This window comes from Glutamicibacter sp. BW77 (genome assembly GCF_002332285.1).
Classification (GTDB): Bacteria; Actinomycetota; Actinomycetes; order Actinomycetales; family Micrococcaceae; genus Glutamicibacter; species Glutamicibacter bergerei.
The window spans coordinates 1-22,997 of the sequence record NZ_NRGT01000061.1; the positions used below are offsets into that span (position 1 = coordinate 1).

A 22,997-nucleotide genomic window follows, 5' to 3' on the forward strand; every position below is an offset into this window, starting at 1 on the left:
GGGGTTCTGCCTGGAGGGGTTGGGGCCCTTGTGCTGTTTAAAAGGACCTGGTTCCTCACTTGGTATGTGGTAGCGTCCGCTGACCGGTTAGAGTGGGTGAGGGCAAAAAGAATTCGGCAGCATATTCAGAAACTTCCATGCCACATCTCAAGGTGAATGAAGGGTTGGATAGCTTCGGAAAGTGAATCGGCGAACACAATCGGCCGTATTTTTTAGAAACAGATAGTAGCTGGTCCATGAGGCCAACGAGCCTGTGGTCTTACGGCTCGGCGGCTATGTCTCGATGAATTATCGTGTCGAGATGCCCGACGACTTTCAGGTGCCAGTATCACCGCGCTGAGACGTACTCAGTTCAATTATCTAGATGTGGCAAACGGCCTGATCGGTTTGTCGGCACTGGTTGTAGATGACACGACAGCAGGCCCTGCCAGCGCGTTCTGCCGGCATGGAAACGTAGGGGCACGCAGCGTTGTGTGTTTTGCGTACTCACGAGAGCTGCCAGAAGCCCATGATCGGGTGGAACCGTCTGTTGCGCCATGCGCCTTTCAGTAGGTGCGGTTGGCTCGGCCCCTCCGCGGTTCTGGCGACCTTCGGTGAGTTGCGGTTTGTCTACACGTCCCATCAGCGCTTGCCTTTTTAGTGAATATCAACTGAAGTCAGCTGGCAATTATTGCCAGCAGCGGTGAGCAAATAAGTATGGCGAAGGACACTAGTCATTGGCGCCAATCGATTGGCGCGAGCGTCATGGTTCCTGTTATAGTTATTGAGTTATCGCAACTGCGGATGACACTGTAATTTTCCCACGGTTCAACCGTGAGGGTTAGAGTTACGGCGATCATAGCGTGGGGGAAACGCCCGGTCCCATACCGAACCCGGAAGCTAAGACCCACTGCGCCGATGGTACTGCACTCGGGAGGGTGTGGGAGAGTAGGTCATCGCCGGGCATATTTTGCCGAGGGCCCCGAGATTATCTCGGGGCCCTCGATGTTTAACTTAGATCCTGCGGACGGTGACAGCAAGCCCCGATCCATTCCCCTTAGGTATTTTGGATCGGGGCTTGCTGTTTTGCCGTTGGTCAGTCTGCTAGACGCAGTCCCGACTCGGTATCAAAGAGATGCATGTGTTCAACTTTGGGCACGATGTTCAGTTTCTGTCCACGGGCCGGTGGGGTGCGGCCGTTGACTCGAACCACGATGGTCTGGTCTTTGCCAGCCAAGTGCGCCGTACCGTAAACGTATGCGTCGGCACCGAGCTCTTCAACCACATCCACTATTAGCTCTACGCCTTCCGTGGAAGAACCGAGCGTCAGGTCTTCGGGACGAATGCCCAAGGTTGTTGCGCCCTGAGCGCCCAATACTGGCAAGGACGAGTCGCCAAAGAGAACCTGTCCGTTAGCAGCTTCCAGCTCTACCAGGTTCATTGCCGGCGAACCGATAAATCCGGCAACAAAAACATTTTGCGGGCGATCGTAAAGCTCGCGTGGTGTTCCCACCTGCTGAATTTCGCCGTCTTTCAGAACCGCAACCCGATCGCCCATGGTGAGTGCTTCAACCTGATCGTGGGTGACGTACACGGTGGTGACGCCTAAGCGACGGGTCAGCGAGGCGATCTGCGCGCGGGTCTGCACGCGGAGCTTGGCGTCGAGGTTAGACAGTGGCTCATCCATGAGGAATACCTGAGGGGAGCGAACGATTGCACGGCCCATGGCCACGCGCTGACGTTGGCCACCGGAGAGAGCTTTGGGCTTACGACTCAAATACTGTTCAAGATCCAGTAGCTTTGCAGCTTCAAGGACACGCTTATTGCGCTCTTCCTTGTCTATGCCTGCAATTTTGAGCGCAAAGCCCATATTTTCGGCGACGGTCATATGCGGGTAAAGCGCATAGTTTTGGAAGACCATCGCAATATCGCGATCCTTAGGCGGAACGTTGGTTACGTCCTTATCGCCAATGAGAATGCGCCCTGAGTTAACTTCCTCAAGTCCAGCAAGCATTCGCAAGGTGGTTGATTTTCCACAGCCCGAGGGGCCAACTAATACCAGGAATTCACCGTCTTCGATCTGCAAATCAATTGCATCGACGGAGGGCACAAGTGCGCCCGGGTAAATTCGGGTGGCCTTTTCAAAGGTCACAGTTGCCATGATGACAATCCTTTCACGGGCAGGTACGTGCCCGACGATCCATAGTGAAAGTGATATGGGACACTCTAGTTTCGCATGGAAAGCAGAAATTCCAAAAGTTCTGGCAACATTTCTGGAGTTTCGATACGATGTGCGGCCAGAGTTGGACCCTCGCCAACCTTAATTCCGAGGTCCTCGCGGTTCAATATTCGAAAGCCATCTTCGTCGGTGACATCGTCGCCAATGAAAAGCAATGCATCTACGTCAAGGACCTCACGGAGCCACTGCAAAGCCTGTCCCTTGTTACCAGAATGAACCGAAGCCTCTAACACCGATTTGCCTGCCATGAGACGTAGTTCGTCTAGATGTGCAAGGGCTTGCTGCCCCTCGATGATAGCTGCGTCGGCCACCTCGATACTGGGTGCCTGACGCACGTGAAGTACGGTGGCCGAGGGCTTATATTCTAAGCTGACCCCTTCATGCCGCTGCGCTACTTCGCTGAGTTTTGCGGTCAATTCTTTGAGATTAGCGCGTTGTGATGCGGACAGTTCTGGCTGTTCGGGGGAGTCGCTGGACACGGAGGGTACTCGCCGCTCCGCGCCATGGGAACCAATGAGGTTCTCGGGGCGGGGAGCTGGATAAACTTCGGTGAGTGAATCGAGGTTTCGGCCTGAGACCACGGCAGTTCGCACACCATATTGTTGTGAGAGTTCCTCAAAAACCTGAGCTGCCTGCGGGGTTGGCCTGGCATCTTCTGGTCGGTCCACTAGTGGCGAAAGTGTTCCGTCAAAATCTAGGGCGACCAAAATTCTGCGATGTCCTGCGAAGGTGGACAGCGCAGCATAGAGCTCCGGGGCAAGTTTTGGCACGATCGTTCCGTTCAAACTAGGCGTGGTATTTAGTGGGTAGGGCTGGGGCTAATCTGGTTTGCCCGTGAATTGATTTCCGCCAGCTCTGCGAGGAAGTGTGCGGACCAACCCGTGACGTCGTTATCTAACAGATGACGGTTCATTCGTCGCATACGTCGGGCTTGTTCATTTTGGTCCATCTTGACCGCTTCGATGATCTTCGCTTTCATCCCATCGATGTCATGCGGGTTCACTAGCACTGCCTGGGTCAGCTGATCCGCTGCCCCGGTATATTCCGAGAGCACCAAGACCCCTCGTCCGTCTTGATGCGCAGCCACAAATTCCTTCGCGACAAGGTTCATGCCGTCGCGTAATGCCGTGACCAGCAGTACATCAGCGGCAAGGTACAAGGCGATCATTTCGCGCAGCGGGTAGGAGTGGTGCAGATAGCGAAGGGTCGTGTGGCTCAAGGTATCGTGCTGCCCGGTGATCTGCCCGACCATTAGTTCTACCTGGTCACGCAGTTCCATATACGAGCCGACATTTTCACGGCTCGGACTGGCGACCTGAATCAGGCAGACATCTCCGGCGCGAAGCGACTGATCGTTGAGCAGCTCTCCATAGGCCTTGAGCCGGTGCCGAATACCTTTGGTGTAATCGAGTCGGTCTACGCCGAGCATGATGGTTTTTGGGTTGCCCAATTCCAAGCGGATCTGCGCTGCCCGGGCAATAATCTGTGGATCGCGTGAAAGCTTCGCAATTTCTTTCGTATCGATCGAAATTGGATGGGCTTCGGCCCTGCACAAGTTTTGAATTCCATGTGTGGCCGATGGTGTGGCTTCGTGGCCCTTTGTGGAGTAGTCGGTGAAGCGGCGTAGACAGCGCAGGAAATTCGAGGCATCGGTCTCACGCTGGAAGCCAACCAAATCGGCTCCTGCGAGTCCTTCGAGGATCTGGGTGCGCCATGGCAGCTGAGAGAACAAGCTGGCGGCCGGGAACGGAATATGTAGGAAGAATCCAATCTTCAAATCTGGCCGGGCCAAGCGGAGCATCTGTGGCACTAGCTGCAGCTGATAATCGTGGACCCACACGGTGGCGTGTTGTGCGGCCGTCCGAGCCACTGCGTCGGCAAAACGTTGGTTGATCTTCTTATACCGGTCCCACCAGGTGCGGTGGTATTCCGGTGGCACAATAACATCGTGATAGAGCGGCCAGAGGGTGGAGTTTGAAAACCCCTCGTAGTAGAGATTGAGGTCTTGTTCGCTGAGCGGAACGGGGACGAGATGAATATCGTCTTTGTCGAATTCGGCGAGTTCTTCATCGATACCGCCATGCCAGCCCACCCAAGCACCTTCGGACGCGGCCATCACGGGTTCCAACGCTGTTACTAAGCCGCCTGGTGCACGCTGAAAACCTTGAGTCCCATCGGGCAGCGTAATCCTGTCGACCGGCAGCCGGTTAGCTACCACCACAAAATCGTAGGGATTGTTCTCGCTAGCGACTGTTAGTTCATTGCCCACCGTAAACCTCCTGGCCACGTAACTACTGCGAATGGAAACACCGCAGATTTTTCGGTTATCAGCAAATGGTGGTCTTAGTGAACCAACATCGCTTTTGTCCTTGTTTTTCGGATCAAGTCTGGAATCCGGGTGAAACCGTGTTCTACCACTCAATGTACGTGACAAGGCTCCCTATTGCTCTTTTAACCCATGCTCACGACGAATAATGAACTATCTGCGATGACTTGGTTGAAGTCTCAAATAACAAAGGAAAGGGGCTTTGCACTGTGTTGGTGAATGTTATGCGCATCCTGTGAAGGTTGGAAAAAGTGCGGGTTACGGGGTATTTGAGCCATTGCATTGGCTAAGCTTGAAGGCAGATTACAGTATTTCCGTTGAGCCAAGGAACAATCAAACTTATGTCGACAAACAACTCGCGTCCGTCCAAAGCGGAGCGCAGCGCTAGCGCTCGCGAAAAGGCTGCGCAGATGCAGGCAACTCAAGCTGCCGCTCAGAAGCGAAAATCATTGATGGTTAAGCTCGGTGTGCTGGCAGCGGTCGTGGTGGTCGTGGCGCTCGTCGTTGTGCTCATCGTGCAAAATAACAACGCGAAGATCTCCGCGACTGGTTCGGCTCCTCAGGGTGGTAACGCTGCCGGTGGCATCCTGCTGACCTCACCTACCACGGTGGCAGATACCTCCGGGATCAAGATCGACAACACCAATCTTGTTCTTAAAGATGATCGGCCTACGACCCCGGAACCTAGCGAGCTGACCGTGGGGGGCAAGGGCGAACCAGTCAACGTCACCTTGTACGTAGATGCGAATTGCGTTCACTGTGCAGAGTTTGAAAGCACTTATGGGCCACAGCTCAAGCAGTGGCTAGCCGATGGCAAGATCACCTTGGAATACCGCAACGTCGGATTCCTCGACGGTGGCTCACCATCGAACTTCTCTTCACGCGGTGCCAACGCCTTGGCATGTGTTGCTGACCAGAGCCCAGCGGCTTACTTGGACTTTGCTACCGCACTGTGGGGGCATTATGACCAGGGTGAGTTGAAGAATGCTGAGCTTTCTGACATGGCGGTTGCTGCCGGCGCCTCTGACTCGGTGAAGAGCTGCATCGATAAGGGGACTTTCCGTCCCTTCGTTGAAAAGACCACAGTGACCGCGCAGAATGAAGGCGTGGGTGGCACCCCGAGCATCTTCGTCCAGGGTAAGAGCGTTGATCTTGCCTCGAAGGACTTCGTTGAAGCAGTCGAATCGGCTATCAAAGCTAATGCCTAAACAGACGCAAAGAGCAGGCAGTAAGTAGCTAGTTCGCTAAACGACTTCCTGCGCTAACGCAAGGTAGTGTCTCATTCGTGAGGCGCTGCCTTGCTTGCGTTAACACCCTCGGCCGCTCGATTCGCAGTAGAGCCTAGTCTTCGGATATTCTTACTTAGTACGCCTCCTTAGCTCAGCTGGCCAGAGCAACGCTCTTGTAAAGCGTAGGTCATCGGTTCGAATCCGATAGGGGGCTCGAATGACCCTCGTCAACGTTTGAAATGAACGATGACGAGGGTCTTTTTCACATTACCCGTTCGACACGTGGTGCCAGTGCGCTGGGCATTCCGCAAAGGCTTGGTTTAGTCAGGTTTTTTGTCGTTCAGGGCGCTAAACTTCAGATGAGTTCTGCTGTTGTTTCCATAGCTGGAACATGGCAAGACAAAAGACAACATAACAATTCAAGGAGTTTGGCATGGCCGGTGGACTCGTAGCCCTTCTCGATGATGTCGCAGCCCTAGTAAAGGTCACCGCGGCATCATTAGATGACATCGCCTTGGGAGCTGCGAAGGCGAGCACTAAGTCCCTAGGCGTGGTCATTGACGACGCCGCAGTCACACCTCAGTATGTGAAGGGTCTATCGCCTAAACGCGAGCTTCCAATAATCTGGAAGATCGCGGTAGGTTCCATCCGGAATAAGCTCCTGATCATCTTGCCGGTCGCCTTGATTCTTTCTCAGTTTGCGCCGTGGGCACTGACCCCTATTTTGATGCTCGGCGGAGCGTATCTCGTTTTTGAGGGTGCCGAGAAGCTACTCGAAGCCATGGGGGTGATCAAGCATCACAGCCCTGGTGGCAAGGACGGTGGCCGGGACGAGAAAGCAATTATTGGCTCCGCAGTCCGCACCGACCTAGTGCTCTCCGCGGAGATCATGGTCATCTCGCTCAACGAGGTGTCTCATGAACCATTCCTGAATCGAGCATTGATCTTAATTGTCATTGCCGTTCTCATGACGGTAGTCGTCTATGGCGCGGTGGGACTAATAGTTAAGATGGACGATATTGGGCTACAACTGGCTCAAAAAACTTCTACGCTTTCGCAGAAGGTAGGCCGTGGCCTAGTCAAGGGTATGCCGATCGTGATGTCGATCTTGAGCAAGGTCGGCGTTGTGGCCATGTTGTGGGTTGGTGGTCACCTGATCCTTGTGGGTATGGATGAACTTGGGTGGCATGCCCCCTATGGTTTTGTGCACCACATGGAACTTTTGGTTCACGACGCGACAGGTTCGGCAGGTGCCGTCTTGGGGTGGCTGACAAATACCGCGTTCTCCTGTGTCGCCGGATTCTTGATTGGTTGCGTGATTGCATTGGTGGTTGTGGGCATCAACAAGCTGCGCGCCAAGCACTAAGCGGTCTTTGTATCCCTGCCCGTAGAATAGAAGGTGAGAGAAACCTTCCCGCCGTGCATCTGCGAGCCAGCGAAACACGCTGGGACTGAGCCCGGTGGATGACCCCCGTTGCTGACTGGCTAAAACGTCTGCCGGCCATGGAAAGATCGATGTGTGTTGAAGAGCAAAAATAGTAGCGTGAAAGATACCGCCCGGCATGAGCGCGGCGCGTATTTCACCCCAGAACCTGTGGCCCGTTTTATGGCCCAGTGGGCGCTCGGTGAGCAGGGCCGCCGTGTGCTTGAACCCTCTTGCGGAGAAGCACAATTTTTGACCACGGCACATCAAGTAACCAACGACGGCCGTGGCGACGTTGAACTTTGGGGAGTAGAACTTCACGAAGCTTCCGTACTCGCCGCACGGGCACTCCTGGACGCGCAAGGCGCTCAGGCTAAAATTCGGCACGCAAACTTTTTTGATGTCCCTGGCACCGCAGATATGGATGCCGTCATTGGCAACCCACCCTACGTGCGTTACCAATTGCACCGCGGTGCCCAGCGACAGCTTTCACGTGAAGCCGCCCGAAGGAGCGGAGTGGAGCTTAATGAGCTAGCCTCCGTCTGGGCGGCCTTTGTAGTTCATGCTACGAGTTTTCTGAAAACTGGTGGACGGCTCGCCTTAGTTCTTCCAGCTGAACTGATGTTCGTCAACTACGCGGGACCGGTTCGAGCTATGTTGCTCGAACGATTCGCAAATGTGCACCTAGCCGTCTTTGAACAGCGGCTCTTTGCTGATGCACAAGAAGAAGTGGTGCTACTACTAGCCGAGGGATATCGCAGTGGCTCTAGCGCTTCCTTTAGCTTGCACCAATTCCGTAACGCCGATGACCTGACCCAACTGACCGAGGGTAGCAAGCACACACCAACTTCACCCAGCGACCGGTGGACCGGCTCACTGGTGACCCTTGAAGCGCAAGGGATCTTAAATCATGCCTTGTCCAGTGCAGCGTTTAGCAACCTCCAAAGCTGGGGCGAAACATCCTTGGGCGCTGTTACCGGCAATAACAAGTGGTTTACGCTCAGCCCCGCACGGGCCGAAGAGCTAGGCCTGACCGAGGCTGAACTAGTGAAGATTTCGCCACCTGGATCACGGCACCTTCGTGGTTTGGAGCTGAACGAGGACCAATGGCAACGCTTGGGTGAGCACGGCCTGTCGACCTTGATGTTCCGTCCCTTGGCTGAGGCCTCCGCCGCCGGGGAAGAACTGATTAACAGTGGCGAACTAGATCTGGTGGATCAAGCCTACAAATGCCGGATGCGCACCCCATGGTGGAGGGTCCCGTTGCTGTCAGTTCCAGACTTGTTCATGACCTATATGAATGCCGACACACCTCGCCTGACAACTAACCATGCGGGGGTGCACCACATTAACTCGATCCATGGCGTGTACCTGGGCGCAGAAGTGCGCGAGTTGGGACGTGGCTTACTGCCCTTAGCCTCGCTCAATACCTTAACGATGCTCGGTGCCGAAATGGTGGGACGCTCCTACGGTGGAGGAATTTTGAAGCTGGAACCGAGCGAAGCCGATAAGCTCCCGGTGCCCGCGGCACATCTTGTGGCCCACTACGAGCAACAGTTGCTAAGTATCAAAGAGGACGTTCGTGCTTATCTGGAGCAAGGTAAAAAGCAGGAAGCCACTGCGTTAGTTGACGAGATTGTGCTGGGTCAAATGCTGGGCTTAGATGAAGCGGCACTCAATGCACTACACGGAGCCCGCCAAGACATGTTAAAACGACGGAAGTCACGAGCGAAGGCAGTGGAGAACTAAGCGTGGGAACTGGCGCAGTCGAAAAAACCTTAGCCTTTGCAGAATATGATGCGACTTTATTATCTGCACCGAAAGATTCTCCCTGGATCCGCAACGGGGCCGTCACCCAGGAGTTTAACCCGTCCTTTGAGACCTTAGAGCGGTTATTGAGCATTCCGGTGCGTTCCAAAGCAGCAACGCGCTCAGGACGCTTCGCGCAAGGCGTGGACGCCTGGTTAGCGCATGAACTGCGCAGAGCTGGGTTTGATGCAGATGTAGTCTGGCCACGCGCCGAAGCACCACGGGTGCTTTCCTCAGACATTCTTGAACTGCTGCGGAAATTACCCGAACGGCTCTCTGAGGAGCTACATGACGCGATCTTGGCAGGTAAAGCAGGAAGTACCGACGCAAGAATCCTAGGCCGCGCCTATATGAAACAAACCGACGTGGTGATGACCCATTGGTCCACCGGGCCAGAACTGCTGTTGAGCACTAAGGCCATGACTTCCTCATTTGGAAAGAACCTCTCCAATCGATACGAAGAAGCCTATGGAGACGCGGCAAACCTCCGTGCCCGCTACCCTCTGGCGGCCGTCGGATTCTATTTCGTGCAACGCGCGACGATCCTTGATTCCGAGCCGGCAGCATTCCGACGTACCGTTGATATGATCCGGAAACTACGCGACTTCGGTGACGGCTTTGGATACAGCGCCACAGGACTCTTACTGGTGGACTGGGATGACCATGCTGAGAAGCCCGAGGTAAAAGTTGTGCACAGCCCGGTGCCGGATGATATTGGAACCGCTCAGTTCATGAATGCAATGGTCGATACAGTCCTGAAGGTCACGCCCATCGACCTGCATGAAGCAGCACGCGCTCGCCGGGCCGGCGAAGTTGCCCCGCTTCCAGGGCATGACCCAGTAGACGAGCTACAAGAAGCGCTCTTTTAGCTCATCTGTTTGACTTCACTGGGCTCATCAAAGCCCCACACTGCGGGAAGTGGAGTGGAATTTCTTTGTGCAGCCAGCATCGGCAATTCGAGATTGGATGTAGTAGCTGTCAGTTCCGTTAGAGCTGGAACACCACGGTAAATATATTTGACCTGTCCCTGATATTCAAAGCTACGTTCGCGCTCCCACACCTCTGACCGTTCGTAGGCAGCCCAAGATCCCGGATTAGCTGAGTCAATGACGGTGATGGGGGTGCTTCCGGTTCTGAGTACAAAATCCAGACGTAGCTTGGTGATCTGCTGACGGATTCCTCGACGTCGGTACTCCGGACGCACACTCATGCAACCGAGCTCGAGCGCACCCATGACGCTAGTCGGTGCAATCACCGAGTCGTGCACGATTCCTGCAGCTATGAGCAGGTGTGAATCGTAGACCGAGACAATATAACGGGCACGGTCGATTTTCTGATTCCAGCGGTCATCAATCACTGGGTACAGGCTTTCCAGTTCGGAACGAGCAGCACCAAGTGGTGTGGAAGTGGAGAGGGAATAGCGCAGGAAAGAGTGCACTGGGATCGGTCCTAAGGCTAAGACGAACGAAAGATATGGCTTTTGCTTTGTGGCGGTATGCCGGTCGGCGGATTTCGTTGGCCTTCAGGGGACCGGTACCGGTGGGTTCCGGTAGCTTCCTTGTAGGGCCCAGCTTGAGCTCGATGAGCTAGAAAAATTATGCGGTTTAGCGGGGCTGTTTAGCAAGCCAAAAAAGCGACCAAAATGTTAAATCTAGATAAACGAAATGACTCCATATTTTTGTGCTTGTCATCCGCTCTTTTTCAGTTGACTAGTGTGGCAGTGCTCGATAATTTGGGAGCGACAATGCAGTCCGGACGGTTATGGTGGTGAAATCGATTTTGTGCGTTGGGCAAAGACCGCTAAGATCGTTTAGGTGCTTGACCGGCAGGTCAGCGCGCAGAGGGATCTTTAGCTCAGTTGGTTAGAGCGTTCGCCTCACACGCGAAAGGTCGCTGGTTCGAGTCCAGTAAGATCCACCAAAGAACGAGGAAGCCACCGCATCAATGCGATGGCTTCCTCGTTCTACTTTGTGCGGGGTTCTTTTGTTCGGGTTTACTTGGCGAGCATCTCGTGTACGAGCGGTTTGACTTCCCGACCAAGAAGTTCGATGCTGTCCAGCATCGTCTCGTGTGGCAACGAACCTGCCGAATACTTGATGTCCACCCGGCTGAGGCCTAAGGTCTTGGCGACCTTGGCCATTTTGGTGGCCACGGCCTGTGGGCTACCTGCCATCATGGATCCATCTAGTCCCATGGAAGCCTCCAAGCGCATCTTGCTTGCAGGAGGCCATCCTCGTTCTGCGCCCAAACGGTTCATGGTGCGCTGGTAGTGCGGCCACAACAATTCCAAGGCTTCCTTGTCGGTCGGGGCGACAAGCCCGTGGAAGTGTGCGCCTACCCGCTGTGTTGGCTGTCCGAACTGCTTCAATGCGCGGTGATAGAGCTGTACAAGTTGTTCAAAGGCGGCCGGCTGTCCGCCAATGATCGCCATGAATAAGGGCAACCCGTGCCGGGCGGCTCGAATTACCGACTGTGGGCTACCGCCAACACCAACCCAGGTGGTGATTGGATCTTGTTCTAGCAGTGGGTAGAGCTTTTGATCTTCAAGTGCTGTGCGATGCTCACCGGCCCAGGTCACCGGTAGGCCGGTGCGGACCTTTGCTAAGAGTTCAAGTTTTTCTTCGAAGAGCGATTCGTAGTCATCAAGGTTGAGCCCGAAAAGCGGGAACGACTCGATGAAGGATCCTCGACCTGCGATGATTTCGGTACGGCCATGGGAAATGGCGTCCAAGGTTGCAAATCGTTCGTAGACGCGTACTGGGTCGTCACTCGACAGGACGGTCACCGCGGTTCCCAAACGGATTTTTTCGGTGGCTTGAGCCAGAGCGGCGAGAACAATTTCCGGAGCCGACACTGAATAGTCATCGCGGTGGTGTTCGCCTATGCCAAAGAAATCCAGTCCAACCTGCTCGGCCCGCTGACCTTCGACTATGACGTTGCGGATTACCTGTGCATGGGACAGCGATCTGCCCTGTAAGTCTTCGGTGATATCGCCGAAGGTTTCCACGCCAATCTCGGGCGTCTCTGGCGTCGGTGCGACAGAAGTCATGACTTTCCTCTTCTCCAAAAAATTCATGCAATTGCATCTAATTAGGTAACTCGCTGGAGTCAAATTTTATTTCCGAGAACAAAAAATGACAGATGTGTTCAGGGATACTCAGTCGATGGGGGTTCCTCTCTGCCGGTTGACAGGCCATGGTTGTATCGTGAGGAATACGAGTAAAACAAGAGCCTCAGGGGGAGTGATTCGTGGCGCAGCAAGACCATGGCGAGAAGTCCGTGGAGTCGAAAGATGCGGGAGAAGATCCATCGCCATTGGCCGGGTCGCTGCCTCGTATTTTGACGAGCGAAATCAACATGGGACACCTACCAGAAACGGTGTCCGTTGAGACGACGATGGCTTCAGAGCTTCCGTTAAATACCGCAGTAAGTGCAAGCGTCGCGGCAGCTGACGCTACCGATATCGAGTCACGCACCGGTCAGGTTCTTACCTCGGATGACGGCATCACGTTAATGCCAACGCGCGCCAACCCGGTAGCACGTCGTCTGTTGGCAAAAATGTGGATTTCAGATACACCACCAACCGAAGCTCTGAAAGTGGTTGACCGGTTACGCGGAACCCCGTACGCCAATCCAAAGGTGAACGTCGATCAAGATGCATCGGCCCGACGGACCATGGAATTCGCCCTAGATCTCGGCGAAACGCTGATTCGTTATGGTGCTGGTGCACTGGAAGTCGAAACCAGCATCATCGCGGTAACCGCCGCCCTGGGGCTTAGTCATCTAGATGTTGATATCACTAACCAGTCGTTACACCTGAACTACAGCCCACCGGACGCTGAAAGCTATTCGATTTTGCGCGTGGTGCGTTCCTACACCACCAACTATGCGGGTCTTGTGATGGTTCACGAGTTGGTCTCGGATATTATTGCCGGCGGTGTGTCACGGACTTCTTCGGCTAAACAGCTGAAAGCAATTACGCGGAAACCGAAACCGTTCCCACGCTGGGTTGTGGCCTCGGGACAGTCGATATTCGCGGCAGCCTTTGTGCTCTTCATTGGTGGTTCGTGGCTTGGCGCCCTGGTCGCGATGGCCTCATCGTGGTTGATCTCGCAGATCGGGCGCTATGGCTCACGCTGGCGCGTTCCGGAGTTCTTCTCCGTCGCCACTGCAACCTTTACCGTGACCGTCATTGCGCTGCTAAGCCACCGAGTGCACGCCCCGCTGGACCCTGCGTTGGTCGTTTCCGGTGGTATCTTGTTGCTCTTGCCTTCGGGCAGATTTGTCTCGGCGCTACAAGATGCGATCAATGGGTTCCCCGTGACGGCCGTCGGGCGCCTATTTTCCGCCGGGTTGACCTATACGGCCATCTTGTCGGGAATTTCATCAGCCTTGGTTGTCTCTTCGGTCTTCGGAGGCGACAAGGTGGACGTTCACCGGATCGTTGCAATCAACTATCCAACATGGATGCTTGTTGGTTTAGTAGCAGTGGCTATCCTTGCCGGTGCGGTGACCGAGCAGACCGCGAAGCGGCTGCTGATCCCTACTGCGTTGTTAGCTGTGGGCGGCTACCTCGTCTTGTTGTTGGCCGAACAAATCGGATTGGGCTCTCGAGCTACGCCGGCCGTCGTGGCGACAGTCATCGGTTTTGCGGCGCGTTTCTTGGCGGACAAGTTACGCTCACCGCAGCTAGTGATTGCAGCGCCTGCTGTCATGTTCATGCTTCCAGGCCTGATGATATTCCGTGCAATGTACGGCATCGTTTTCGATGTGGAAGATATGTTCTCTAGTTTGGTGGAGATGTTCAACGCATTTGCCATCATGCTGTCTATCGCCGGCGGCGTGGTTTTCGGCGATACGCTCTGTCGGCCTTTGACCTCAAATGCTCGACGTGAACGTCGCTGGATCCGCCGCCGTTAGACGGTCGGTAACTTCCAATTGATAGGCGCCTGACCAGAATCGGTCAGGTGCCTATTGATTTGAGAGAAGGGTTTTGAACCAAAGAAGCCCCGGCTGGCCGATAACGGAGAAGGGTGGACGCTGTGCACGTGCGGCATATTGCCCATCAGTGGACTCAGTTTTTGCGCGTGGGCTCCCCAGAGAACGGCGACTACCGGATTTTTGCGTGAATTGAGGGCGCCAATAATCGCTTCGACAACCGGTGTCCAACCAAGCTTTTGATGGCTTCCTGCCTGCCCGGCGGTCACCGAGAAAACCTGATTGAGTAACAAGACCCCTTGCTCGTGCCAGGGGCTGAGGTCCGGATGTGGGGCTTCGGGCACCGCGAGGTCGGAGCTGAGCTCCTTATAGATATTTCGTAAACTGCGAGGCAGCGGCCGAACATTTTTCTCAGCGGCGAAGGCCAAACCATTTGCATGTCCTGGGGTCGGATAAGGGTCTTGGCCGATAATCAGAACTTTGGTTTTGGCTAGGGGAAGCAACAGTGCGCGCAACATCACCTCTGGGGCCGGCAGGATCTGCTCGCCCGCCTGCGAACGCAGCGCTAATTGTTGGGCTATATCCTGCAACACGCCATCAAGCGGCTCCAATGTCGATACCCAGTCCTCTGCGATAAACCCGTTGCTGGCTAGTGATTTTGCGCCAAAATAGAACGGGAAGTCAGCGGCTGAATACTCCGGGAGAGGCTGAGCGGCGGGAGCCTCAAAGAGCGCTGGCTGTTGGTTGTTCATAACAACTATTCTGCCCGTTTTCGGCGCGGTTGTGCCGCGTTACACGGCATCGAGTTCATTGATTGGTTAGAATATCGGTGGTGTGTCCACCATGTGTGGATATGAAAGCATAAAGAGGCCCGACTAATCGGTGTTCAAGGAAGAGGTGAGACGCATGGCAGGCAATGAGGTTTTGGTGGATTTTGTAATGAATCCCGACTCAGAGCTCGATGAGCGTTCACAGCAAATCTTGAACATGGAAAAACTGTGGTGGAAATATGCCGGAGCCAAGGAACAGGCCATCACTAAGCAGTTCTCAATTTCGCCGACGAACTACTATCAGTTGCTCAACCAGCTGATCGACACGGACGCGGCGATGGCCTACGACCCAATGCTGGTAAAGCGGTTGCGTAGACTTCGATCTACCAAGCGTCGTGTGAGCGGTACCGTCGGCGGAGAACGTTAAGTTCTTAGCCGGCCTCGGCCAGCCAGACCTCGAGCAAGGACAAGAATGACCAACTACCCACGTGACGAATTCGATCGCGTTCCGGAGTTTAGTACCCGTGTGGGGTCGCATCATGCCCATGGATGGGCGCAGTCTGCCGCCGCCAAGGGCAAGGACAGCAAGCTTCGTTGGGTAGTCCTGACCGCAATTGCGGTGTTGCTCATCGGTGGTGTGGGCTTCTTCTACGGTCCGAGTATCGCCGATCGTCTCAGCGGTTCCGAATCGACGCAGAATACCGAAGCGACAGCAACCGAAACTTCGCAAAGTCTTAGCGCCGAACCTTCCGAAAGCGCTACCCCCTCAAGCACCATTGATGATGCGGACGTGTTGTACGGTCAGCTCATTGGCGTGTACAACGGTGCGAGTATTGCAGGCACAGCCGGTGCAGGTGAAGAATTGTTGACTGAGGCCGAATTTACGAACATCGTGACGGATAATTGGACCCGAGATGCGGAAACCTCGACCGTCTATTACATGTCCGAGGCCTACCGGACCACCGCAGAAAAAGCCGCCGAGGTCTTAGGTATCGACGAGGTTTTGCAGACTCAGAACATTCCTAACCGCGTCACGGTGGTCCTTGGTGCCGACGATACGTTGAACTCCAAGTAATATTTCGCTTCGCTCACAGCCGATCAGCTTGCACTCGCCATGCGAGAGTGCCAATATTTGTATTAGCACTCATGCGTTACGACTGCTAATGCCGATCGGCTGTTCGTTTTAAAATCGAACCCTTTCGACCCTCGCGGTTTGTTAACGCACGGAGCGTGAAGAATACCTCAGATAGCGAGAGCTCATCTTGGTTGTCGGCCCGATGCCGATACCGGTGCGCTCGTCCGTCGCGGGCGCTGTCTGTCGGTTGCATTTTCGCAAGATCGTCCCGAAAGGACCGAAAGCCACTATGGCCAAGATGATTGCATTTGACGAGGAAGCACGCCGCGGACTTGAGCGCGGCCTGAACATTCTGGCGGACGCCGTAAAGGTAACCCTAGGCCCACGCGGTCGCAACGTTGTTCTGGAGAAGAAGTGGGGCGCACCTACTATCACCAACGACGGTGTGTCCATCGCCAAGGAAATCGAGCTCGAAGATCCATACGAGAAGATCGGCGCCGAGCTCGTCAAAGAAGTAGCCAAGAAGACTGACGACGTCGCCGGTGACGGCACCACCACCGCAACCGTGCTCGCTCAGGCTCTGGTCAAGGAAGGCCTGCGCAACGTTGCTGCCGGCGCCGACCCAATCGCATTGCGCCGCGGTATCGACAAGGCAGTAGAAGCCGTCACCGCAGAGCTGCTTGCCGCTGCAAAGAAGATCGAATCCAAGGAGCAGATCGCTGCTACCGCTTCGATCTCCGCTGGCGATCCAGAAATCGGCGCATTGATCGCCGAAGCACTGGACAAGGTCGGCGAGCAGGGCGTTATCACCGTTGAAGAGTCCAACACCTTCGGCCTTGAGCTGGAGCTGGCCGAGGGCATGCGCTTCGACAAGGGTTACATCTCCGCATACTTCGTCACCGACGCTGAGCGTCAGGAGACCGTGCTGGAAGATCCTTACATCCTGATCGTCAATTCGAAGATCTCCTCGGTCAAGGACATGGTTTCCTTGCTGGAGAAGGTCATGCAGTCGAACAAGTCGCTGCTGATCATCGCCGAAGACGTTGAAGGCGAAGCACTGGCTACCCTGATCTTGAACAAGATCCGTGGTCTGTTCAAATCCGTTGCCGTCAAGGCTCCGGGCTTCGGCGACCGTCGCAAGGCTATGCTGACCGACATCGCACTGCTCACCGGTGGTCAGGTTGTTTCCGAGGAAATCGGTCTGTCGCTAGACACCGTTGGCCTCGAAGTTCTGGGTACCGCCCGCAAGGTCGTTATCACCAAGGACGAGACCACCATCGTTGAAGGCGGCGGCGACGCCGACGCCATCGAAGGCCGCAAGGCTCAGATCGCAGCCGAGATCAAGAACACCGACTCGGACTACGACCGCGAGAAGCTGCAGGAACGTCACGCAAAGCTTTCCGGTGGTGTCGCTGTGCTCAAGGCCGGCGCCGCAACCGAGGTGGAGCTCAAGGAGCGCAAGCACCGCATCGAAGATGCAGTGCGTAACGCCAAGGCAGCAGTTGAAGAGGGCATCGTCGCCGGCGGCGGCGTGGCTCTGATCCAGGCTGGCGCCCTAGCGTTTGCAAAGCTTGAGCTGGAAGGCGACGAAGCCACCGGTGCGAACATTGTTCGCGTTGGCATCGAAGCCCCACTGAAGCAGATCGCACTGAACGCTGGCATGGAGCCAGGCGTTGTCGCCGACAAGGTCAAGGGCTTGCCAGCAGGCCATGGCCTGAACGCCGCAACCGGCCAGTACGTCGACCTGCTTGAAGCAGGCGTGAACGACCCAGTGAAGGTGACCCGTTCGGCTCTGCAGAACGCTGCGTCGATCGCTGGCTTGTTCTTGACCACCGAGGCAGTCGTTGCAGATAAGCCAGCTCCTGCTGGCGCTGCCATGCCAGGTGGCGACGACATGGGTGGCATGGGCGGTATGGGCGGCTTCTAAGCTCCCCGCACCTCGCTGAGCGACCGCTCAGGCGGTACTAGCAAACCCGAGGGCCTGCTTCATTATGAAGCAGGCCCTCGGGCCGTTAACCCCGACATCTCGGTCGGCGCGTAGTTAGAACTGTGTGGACAACTGTTCCAGTTCAGCGGACAAATTACTGCGTGCAACACTTTCCCAACGCTGCCGGGCCTGTGCAGTGCCGAACAACTGGTCCTTGTCGAGTAACTCACGAAGTATCTTGGACCGACCACGGGCGAAGTCTGGCTCCGACACGTGAGCGTACTCGGCCCGAACGGCCTGCGTATAACGCTGATAGGCGGTTGCAGGGCGAGCCAGAACTTCTAAATCTGCGTCGCACAGTAGCGCGCCGAGCAGGTCCCCAGCCTGCGGCTGGTGGGTGCTGGTCAGCATAATCAGCCGTTGAATTGAAGCCACCGTGTGGTCGGGCAAGAGACCTTGCAAGCATTGACCTGCGAGCTGCGCCGAGTCCTGCTCGTCGGTGCTCTGACCTTCATAAACCGCGTCGTGAAACCATGCGGCTAATTCGAGTATTTGCCGGTCCTGCTCCGAGACCTGCGTACCACACAGCGAATCTAGTGCTTCAAGTACGGCGAGCAGATGCACACGATCGTGATAATAACGATGTTCCTGACTCCATTTGGATAAAAGAGCCGTCGCAAGTTCAGATTGCCCGGGAAAAGTGCGTTCCCAGCGTTTACGCAAGGCCGGGTCCAGCCGTTCCGGACGCAAGCGTGCGGCTATCCGCAGTCCCGAGCGCGCGAGCGCCCGAGCAAGTTCTCCACCGCTGACCTCGTGAGCACCCGCGGCGACAATTTCGGCATAGCGTTCGCGGGGCACATCGTAATGATCCCTATCGAAGGCCCTGCGACTAATGCCCAGTGCGAGGGCGAATTGATGTAGCTCCTCTAAGGACGAGTCAGAGACCAAATGGGAAAAGACGGTGCCGTGAGCGGGCCAGCGCGGCGGGTCGATCAATAAGCTCATGGACTAAGCGTACCGAGCGTCCGCCTACACCGATCAGTAACGGAACAGTGAGGTGTTAACCTGTTCGACTTCTTCGTACTGCATGGAGGCGTGGTTCAGCGCCGTGGCGATGCTACTTAGCGCTTCCTCGATGCGTACATGAGTGCTGCGCCACTCGGCAACGATGGATTGGAACGAGGTGGCGGCAGAACCCTGCCAGGTGCTCTGCAATTGGTCTAAGTTCATCTGCATCGTGGAGACTTCGGACCGCAATCGGTCGATGGTGTTCATGACAGCCTGGGACTTGACCTGCATTTCGCCGGTGTTGGTTGAGAAGGTGCTCATGGGAGATCCTGCCTTTGGGGAGATCGGATTGGTGAGATCACCATAAATCCGGCAGGAGCAGCAGCGTAGCTTTCATGAGCCCTTTGTGGACAACTAGGAGCCGTTGATTCCTACTGGTCGTCCTCGTCAATTTCGCGAGGTTCTTGGAGTGGCACGTATGGCAAGCAGATCGCCATAGTGGCTCCGCCTCCAGCAGTTTCGCTGAGCGCTACCGAGCCACCGTGTTGCTGCACGATCGCCACGACTATAGCTAGGCCAAGACCCGAGCCGCCGGTCTCGCGTTGTCGTGAGCTGTCTGCTCGGTAGAAGCGTTCGAAGATCCGGTGTGCGTCCTCTTCCGGAATACCCGGCCCATGGTCACGAATTTCAAGTACCGCGTCTAATGCACCGGCCACGAGCGAACGAACACCCACCGCGATCTCAATCGCTGATTCTTCCGGGGTGTAGCGCAGCGCATTGGTGATCAGGTTTGCGATTACCTGGCGGATTCGTGCGTCGTCACCGACGGTGCTGGCAGGCGCTGGATATTTCGTGTCTAGACCGACCAGGGTCACCTTGCGCAGCGGTGCACGGACCTTGGTGTCTTCCACAGCGTCCTGGCCGAGAACTAAGAGGTCTACAGATTGTTTTTCCAGTGGGCGCTGTTCATCGAGACGAGCGAGCATCAACAGATCTTCGACCAGGTGCGCCATGCGTTTGGATTCAGCTTCAATGCGGCCCATAGCCGAGCCCAAGGCTTCTGGATCTGCCAGTCCTCCATGACGATAGAACTCCGAATAGCCCTGAATGGTAACCAAGGGAGTCCGCAACTCATGAGAAGCATCTTGGATGAACCGGCGCATTTTGGTTTCCGAGGCCTCGCGGTCGCGGAAGGCTCGCTCAATTTGCGCAAGCATGGCATTCAATGAACGCGAGAGCCTGCCGACTTCTGTTTCTGGAGGGTAATTTCGTACACGTTGGGACAGATCACCGTCGGCAATCATTGCGGCGGTACGCTCAACGCGAATGAGTGGAAGCAGTGATCGCGAAGTCAGACCATAGGTGATCATTGACATGAGTAATGTGGCAAGCAGGCCGGTGGATAAAACGAGAATTGCGGTTTTTTGGACCGTATCATTGACGTTTTCAAGGGGTAAGGAGATAAAAACATTTAATCCGCTGGTGGGCAGCGGAACTACCATCGCGCGCCACCCTGCGGAACCCGAATGCATACCCGGGACGGTGACGGGGGACCAGGGGGTTTTGGCTAATTCAGCCATTTGCTCCGGTGCCAACAAGGGAGTGTCAGCGTTGTTTCCGGGGGTAACGCGACTACGTGGCATGATGTAAACGATTTTGCCGTTTTCATCACGAATATCAGCGTACGAGCGGTTGAGCCCGAGCAAAGTCGGATCAATGCCGTCGTTTTCTCCGGACTGATCATTATCCAAGGAATACTGGTAGGCCTTATTCAGGCCGTATCCCATCGTGGGTCCCGAGACATTGAGCTGATCATCGATTTGATTAGTCATCGAAATACGAAGTGTGTGTGCTGAACCGAACGCTGTGGCGCCGATGCCACAAATCATCAAGGCGCACATCAGCATCACCAATTTGGTGCGCAAGGATGTACGACGCCACAGTGTTCTTAAAGCCTGCATGTAATGACTTTACAATCCGTTGGGCCGCAAGTGGGCATTGTGCCTAGCGTCGGTCGGGAGTGCGCATGAGGTAACCAACGCCGCGCTTAGTCTGAATCAGGGCGGGCCACTCTGGGCGGTCAACTTTACGACGCAAATAGGAGATGTAAGATTCCACAATCGACGCGTCACCGTTGAAGTCGTACTCCCAGACGTGATCCAGGATCTGCGACTTGGACAGCACCCGGTTCGGGTTCATCATGAGGTAGCGCAATAATTTGAATTCGGTCGGCGAAAGGTCAATGACCTCTCCCGCGCGACGTACTTCATGGGCATCATCATCAAGCTCTAGATCTGAAACCACGATGGTGGCATTCTCGTCTTCGCCCGACGCGGTGCGACGTAATACGGCACGAATGCGGGCCACTACCTCATCGAGGCTAAATGGCTTGGTGACGTAGTCATCGCCGCCGACGGTCAGGCCGGTGACCTTGTCAGTGGTGTCATCACGTGCGGTCAGAAATAGTACTGGGAAGTGACGCCCCGCGGCGCGTAGCTTGCGGGTGATGGTAAAACCATCCATGTCCGGAAGCATGACGTCTAATACGGCAAGGTCTGGCTCTTCTGCTTCGACGGCTGCCAGAGCTTCGCGACCATTGGCTGCGGCGACCACTTCGAAGCCCGCAAAACGCAGGGAAGTGGAAAGGAGTTCGCGGATGTTTGGCTCATCATCCACAACAAGAAGTTTGGCCTCTGGGGTTTTTGCACTCATAAATCCCAGTGTGCACCGGAAATCTGGGAGTCGCCTGAGAGCAAACTGAGTGCCGTGATTAGCTGCTGCGCCGCTTAAGGATGTTTGCCACCACTACGACACCGGCCAAGATGAAAGCGATGGGTAGACCAAAAATGCCGAACGCCATGACTAGCGGCGGGATGGAATTTTCCTGGAAGTACAAAACTAATACCGCCACCAGCGATAGCGCCGAAAGTATCGCAAGAACGATAGCTGTGCGCGAAATGACGGACAAGGTAATCGAAGAAGAGCTCACGCCTCTTAACGATACAGCAGATCTGAAGCCGCTCCCGTGACTCAAGGTGAAGTTACGGGCGTCAAAGTGTCATAATCTTAGGTATTGGACTTTATTCGAATCCGTACGTCGAGCACCCGGTGAACGAACAATTGTTAACCCGGCTGAATGCTCCATGGATTCGGAGACATAAAAAAGCGTGACGTGAGGTAAATTGCACAGTACGCGCTACAGCACGAGAAACGAACGAGGTAGAGGATCATGCCTAGCGGCAAGGTTAAGTGGTACGAAAAGTCCAAGGGCTTCGGTTTCATTACTACCGAGGACGGCAAAGAAATATATGTGAACGCCACGGCACTGCCGGAAGGTGTTCATGACCTGCGCCCAGGAATGCGTTTGGAGTTCGGAGTGGCAGAAGGTCGTCGAGGACCGCAGGCGCTGAGCCTGCGTATCTTGGATGAAGCTCCTTCGGTAGCGCGAGCAAAGCGCAAAAACCCGGAGCAGCAAGCCACAATGATTGAGGATCTGATCAAGGTCCTTGATCAAGTATCTAATACCCTGCGCAAGGGGCGATACCCTGAACAAGCGCATGGCAAAAAGGTTGCTACCGTGCTTCGCGCGGTAGCCGATGATCTGGACGTTTAAATAATGGCCCGTAAACCCAAATTAGACACCATCCTTGCTGACGCGGTTGATGTAGCGCGAAATGCGCTCACGGAGATCGCGGTAGACACGGAAATCGGTGAGTATCTCGGAGCTACGTCCGAAGGTGAGCAATTAGTCACCCATAGATTTGTCTCCCAGAAAAAGGGTTACCGAGGCTGGACGTGGTTCGCGACACTCGCACGGGTGCCACGGGCGAAAGCCAAAGATCTCACCGTTTGTGAAGCAGGCATTGTTGCCGGCGAAGACGCTCTTCTCGCTCCAGCATGGTTGCCTTGGGCAGATCGATTAGCAAAGGAAGAAATCGAAGCAGCCGAGGCTGACAGCGCGACGGATGAATCCGGTCAGGGAAGCCTCGATGGGCAACCGAGCGCGTCTACTGAAAAGAATTCGGCAGCTACCAACGAACCAGTGGAGAGCGGTTTCGAGGAATCAGCTGACGGTGCTACGCAGCAAGAGTCGACTGCGCCTGCTGAAGCAAATGTTGTGGAGAGCATCAAGACACCTGCGCGACGTCAGGTCCGTCGACGTCGTACAGCACAGCGCACTGCTGCTCGTCGCCGCGCAGCGCAGCGCAGTCGTCCACGTAAAGACAACTTGGACTGAACAAAACCGAGGCATTACACAACGGTCCGCGGATGAA

At 55.3% G+C, this 22,997-nt stretch carries 21 protein-coding genes, 2 tRNA genes and 1 rRNA gene; 13 read left to right on the plus strand and 11 right to left on the minus strand.

Translation table 11 applies throughout. The annotated features are described in order from the left end of the window. Positions 1-827 precede the first annotated feature (827 nt). Positions 828-944: ribosomal RNA gene (gene rrf / locus CIK74_RS09950) — 5S ribosomal RNA — on the plus strand. 131 nt (positions 945-1,075) lie between these two features. Here the strand turns inward: rrf and ugpC are convergent. The 3 genes from ugpC to CIK74_RS09965 form a co-directional block, all read right to left on the minus strand. After that, a complete protein-coding gene (gene ugpC / locus CIK74_RS09955; RefSeq protein WP_096256049.1) occupies positions 1,076-2,140 on the minus strand; it encodes a sn-glycerol-3-phosphate ABC transporter ATP-binding protein UgpC in 1,065 nt (354 codons plus the stop codon). Between the two features lie 65 nt (positions 2,141-2,205). After that, a complete protein-coding gene (gene otsB / locus CIK74_RS09960; RefSeq protein WP_170947831.1) occupies positions 2,206-2,988 on the minus strand; it encodes a trehalose-phosphatase in 783 nt (260 codons plus the stop codon). 29 nt (positions 2,989-3,017) lie between these two features. Beyond that, positions 3,018-4,487 (minus strand): trehalose-6-phosphate synthase, encoded by a 1,470-nt coding sequence (locus CIK74_RS09965; protein WP_096256052.1) that lies wholly within the window; start codon positions 4,485-4,487, stop codon positions 3,018-3,020. Positions 4,488-4,885: 398 nt separating this feature from the next. Between CIK74_RS09965 and CIK74_RS09970 the strand changes: the two genes are divergently transcribed. The 5 genes from CIK74_RS09970 to CIK74_RS09990 all read left to right on the plus strand — a co-directional run bounded on the left by CIK74_RS09970 (position 4,886) and on the right by CIK74_RS09990 (position 9,874). Beyond that, positions 4,886-5,752 carry a thioredoxin domain-containing protein gene (locus CIK74_RS09970; protein ID WP_096256053.1) on the plus strand — a complete coding sequence of 289 codons (867 nt, stop codon included), beginning with the start codon at positions 4,886-4,888 and terminating at the stop codon, positions 5,750-5,752. A gap of 161 nt (positions 5,753-5,913) precedes the next feature. Further along, a tRNA-Thr gene (locus tag CIK74_RS09975) sits at positions 5,914-5,987 on the plus strand. 219 nt (positions 5,988-6,206) lie between these two features. Beyond that, a complete protein-coding gene (locus CIK74_RS09980; RefSeq protein ID WP_096256055.1) occupies positions 6,207-7,139 on the plus strand; it encodes a DUF808 domain-containing protein in 933 nt (310 codons plus the stop codon). 177 nt (positions 7,140-7,316) lie between these two features. Beyond that, entirely contained in the window at positions 7,317-8,945 is a 1,629-nt protein-coding gene (locus tag CIK74_RS09985; protein WP_170947833.1) for an N-6 DNA methylase, read from the plus strand. A 2-nt stretch (positions 8,946-8,947) separates the two neighbouring features. Continuing rightward, the gene (locus CIK74_RS09990; RefSeq protein ID WP_096256058.1) at positions 8,948-9,874 is read left to right on the plus strand and encodes a hypothetical protein; all 927 of its coding nucleotides are present in this window, start codon (positions 8,948-8,950) and stop codon (positions 9,872-9,874) included. Here CIK74_RS09990 and CIK74_RS09995 read toward each other — a convergent pair. Beyond that, a complete protein-coding gene (locus CIK74_RS09995; RefSeq protein ID WP_096256060.1) occupies positions 9,871-10,443 on the minus strand; it encodes a hypothetical protein in 573 nt (190 codons plus the stop codon). The genes CIK74_RS09990 and CIK74_RS09995 overlap by 4 nt on opposite strands. Positions 10,444-10,848: 405 nt before the next feature. Between CIK74_RS09995 and CIK74_RS10000 the strand changes: the two genes are divergently transcribed. Further along, positions 10,849-10,925: transfer RNA gene (locus tag CIK74_RS10000), tRNA-Val, on the plus strand. A 73-nt stretch (positions 10,926-10,998) separates the two neighbouring features. On the opposite strand, the gene CIK74_RS10005 is transcribed toward CIK74_RS10000, so the two are convergent. Beyond that, positions 10,999-12,054, minus strand: coding sequence for an Atu2307/SP_0267 family LLM class monooxygenase (locus CIK74_RS10005; protein WP_096256062.1), 1,056 nt, complete (start codon positions 12,052-12,054; stop codon positions 10,999-11,001). Between the two features lie 200 nt (positions 12,055-12,254). Between CIK74_RS10005 and CIK74_RS10010 the strand changes: the two genes are divergently transcribed. Then, positions 12,255-13,925 (plus strand): threonine/serine exporter family protein, encoded by a 1,671-nt coding sequence (locus CIK74_RS10010; protein ID WP_229677002.1) that lies wholly within the window; start codon positions 12,255-12,257, stop codon positions 13,923-13,925. On the opposite strand, the gene CIK74_RS10015 is transcribed toward CIK74_RS10010, so the two are convergent. Continuing rightward, the gene (locus tag CIK74_RS10015) at positions 13,922-14,695 is read right to left on the minus strand and encodes a uracil-DNA glycosylase (RefSeq protein ID WP_096256064.1); all 774 of its coding nucleotides are present in this window, start codon (positions 14,693-14,695) and stop codon (positions 13,922-13,924) included. The two genes, CIK74_RS10010 and CIK74_RS10015, sit on opposite strands and share 4 nt — an antisense overlap. A gap of 154 nt (positions 14,696-14,849) precedes the next feature. Here CIK74_RS10015 and CIK74_RS10020 point away from each other — a divergent pair, with 154 nt between their 5' ends. The 3 genes from CIK74_RS10020 (at position 14,850) to groL (ending at position 17,715) form a co-directional block, all read left to right on the plus strand. After that, entirely contained in the window at positions 14,850-15,140 is a 291-nt protein-coding gene (locus CIK74_RS10020; protein WP_096256066.1) for a DUF3263 domain-containing protein, read from the plus strand. Positions 15,141-15,185: 45 nt separating this feature from the next. Further along, the gene (locus tag CIK74_RS10025; protein ID WP_096256068.1) at positions 15,186-15,788 is read left to right on the plus strand and encodes a LytR C-terminal domain-containing protein; all 603 of its coding nucleotides are present in this window, start codon (positions 15,186-15,188) and stop codon (positions 15,786-15,788) included. 289 nt (positions 15,789-16,077) lie between these two features. Then, complete coding sequence (gene groL / locus CIK74_RS10030) at positions 16,078-17,715, plus strand: chaperonin GroEL (RefSeq protein WP_096256070.1); 1,638 nt, start codon at positions 16,078-16,080, stop codon at positions 17,713-17,715. Between the two features lie 114 nt (positions 17,716-17,829). Here groL and CIK74_RS10035 read toward each other — a convergent pair whose 3' ends face one another. From CIK74_RS10035 to CIK74_RS10055, 5 genes are all read right to left on the minus strand, one after another. Continuing rightward, entirely contained in the window at positions 17,830-18,720 is an 891-nt protein-coding gene (locus tag CIK74_RS10035; RefSeq protein ID WP_096256072.1) for a DUF4031 domain-containing protein, read from the minus strand. 33 nt (positions 18,721-18,753) lie between these two features. Then, positions 18,754-19,044 (minus strand): WXG100 family type VII secretion target, encoded by a 291-nt coding sequence (locus CIK74_RS10040; RefSeq protein ID WP_096256074.1) that lies wholly within the window; start codon positions 19,042-19,044, stop codon positions 18,754-18,756. Between the two features lie 110 nt (positions 19,045-19,154). After that, positions 19,155-20,684 carry a HAMP domain-containing sensor histidine kinase gene (locus CIK74_RS10045; RefSeq protein ID WP_096256076.1) on the minus strand — a complete coding sequence of 510 codons (1,530 nt, stop codon included), beginning with the start codon at positions 20,682-20,684 and terminating at the stop codon, positions 19,155-19,157. 43 nt (positions 20,685-20,727) lie between these two features. After that, positions 20,728-21,435, minus strand: a complete 708-nt coding sequence (locus CIK74_RS10050; RefSeq protein WP_096256078.1) for a response regulator transcription factor — start codon at positions 21,433-21,435, stop codon at positions 20,728-20,730. A gap of 58 nt (positions 21,436-21,493) precedes the next feature. Then, positions 21,494-21,712 carry a hypothetical protein gene (locus CIK74_RS10055; protein WP_096256080.1) on the minus strand — a complete coding sequence of 73 codons (219 nt, stop codon included), beginning with the start codon at positions 21,710-21,712 and terminating at the stop codon, positions 21,494-21,496. Between the two features lie 240 nt (positions 21,713-21,952). On the opposite strand from CIK74_RS10055, the gene CIK74_RS10060 reads away from it, so the two are divergent. Both CIK74_RS10060 and CIK74_RS10065 read left to right on the plus strand, forming a co-directional pair. Continuing rightward, the gene (locus tag CIK74_RS10060; RefSeq protein ID WP_096256082.1) at positions 21,953-22,336 is read left to right on the plus strand and encodes a cold-shock protein; all 384 of its coding nucleotides are present in this window, start codon (positions 21,953-21,955) and stop codon (positions 22,334-22,336) included. 3 nt (positions 22,337-22,339) lie between these two features. After that, positions 22,340-22,960 (plus strand): DUF3027 domain-containing protein, encoded by a 621-nt coding sequence (locus CIK74_RS10065; protein WP_096256084.1) that lies wholly within the window; start codon positions 22,340-22,342, stop codon positions 22,958-22,960. The last annotated feature ends 37 nt before the right edge of the window (positions 22,961-22,997 follow it).

What these genes read in the sequence shown, in the direction of transcription:
- ugpC (WP_096256049.1), bottom strand. Translation starts at nt 2,140, where the DNA reads ATGGCAACTGTGACCTTTGAAAAGGCCACCCGAATTTACCCGGGCGCA.
- CIK74_RS09970 (WP_096256053.1), top strand. Translation starts at nt 4,886, where the DNA reads ATGTCGACAAACAACTCGCGTCCGTCCAAAGCGGAGCGCAGCGCTAGC.
- CIK74_RS09980 (WP_096256055.1), top strand. Translation starts at nt 6,207, where the DNA reads ATGGCCGGTGGACTCGTAGCCCTTCTCGATGATGTCGCAGCCCTAGTA.
- CIK74_RS10005 (WP_096256062.1), bottom strand. Translation starts at nt 12,054, where the DNA reads ATGACTTCTGTCGCACCGACGCCAGAGACGCCCGAGATTGGCGTGGAA.
- CIK74_RS10015 (WP_096256064.1), bottom strand. Translation starts at nt 14,695, where the DNA reads ATGAACAACCAACAGCCAGCGCTCTTTGAGGCTCCCGCCGCTCAGCCT.
- CIK74_RS10020 (WP_096256066.1), top strand. Translation starts at nt 14,850, where the DNA reads ATGGCAGGCAATGAGGTTTTGGTGGATTTTGTAATGAATCCCGACTCA.
- CIK74_RS10025 (WP_096256068.1), top strand. Translation starts at nt 15,186, where the DNA reads ATGACCAACTACCCACGTGACGAATTCGATCGCGTTCCGGAGTTTAGT.
- groL (WP_096256070.1), top strand. Translation starts at nt 16,078, where the DNA reads ATGGCCAAGATGATTGCATTTGACGAGGAAGCACGCCGCGGACTTGAG.
- CIK74_RS10035 (WP_096256072.1), bottom strand. Translation starts at nt 18,720, where the DNA reads ATGAGCTTATTGATCGACCCGCCGCGCTGGCCCGCTCACGGCACCGTC.
- CIK74_RS10040 (WP_096256074.1), bottom strand. Translation starts at nt 19,044, where the DNA reads ATGAGCACCTTCTCAACCAACACCGGCGAAATGCAGGTCAAGTCCCAG.
- CIK74_RS10045 (WP_096256076.1), bottom strand. Translation starts at nt 20,684, where the DNA reads ATGCAGGCTTTAAGAACACTGTGGCGTCGTACATCCTTGCGCACCAAA.
- CIK74_RS10050 (WP_096256078.1), bottom strand. Translation starts at nt 21,435, where the DNA reads ATGAGTGCAAAAACCCCAGAGGCCAAACTTCTTGTTGTGGATGATGAG.
- CIK74_RS10060 (WP_096256082.1), top strand. Translation starts at nt 21,953, where the DNA reads ATGCCTAGCGGCAAGGTTAAGTGGTACGAAAAGTCCAAGGGCTTCGGT.
- CIK74_RS10065 (WP_096256084.1), top strand. Translation starts at nt 22,340, where the DNA reads ATGGCCCGTAAACCCAAATTAGACACCATCCTTGCTGACGCGGTTGAT.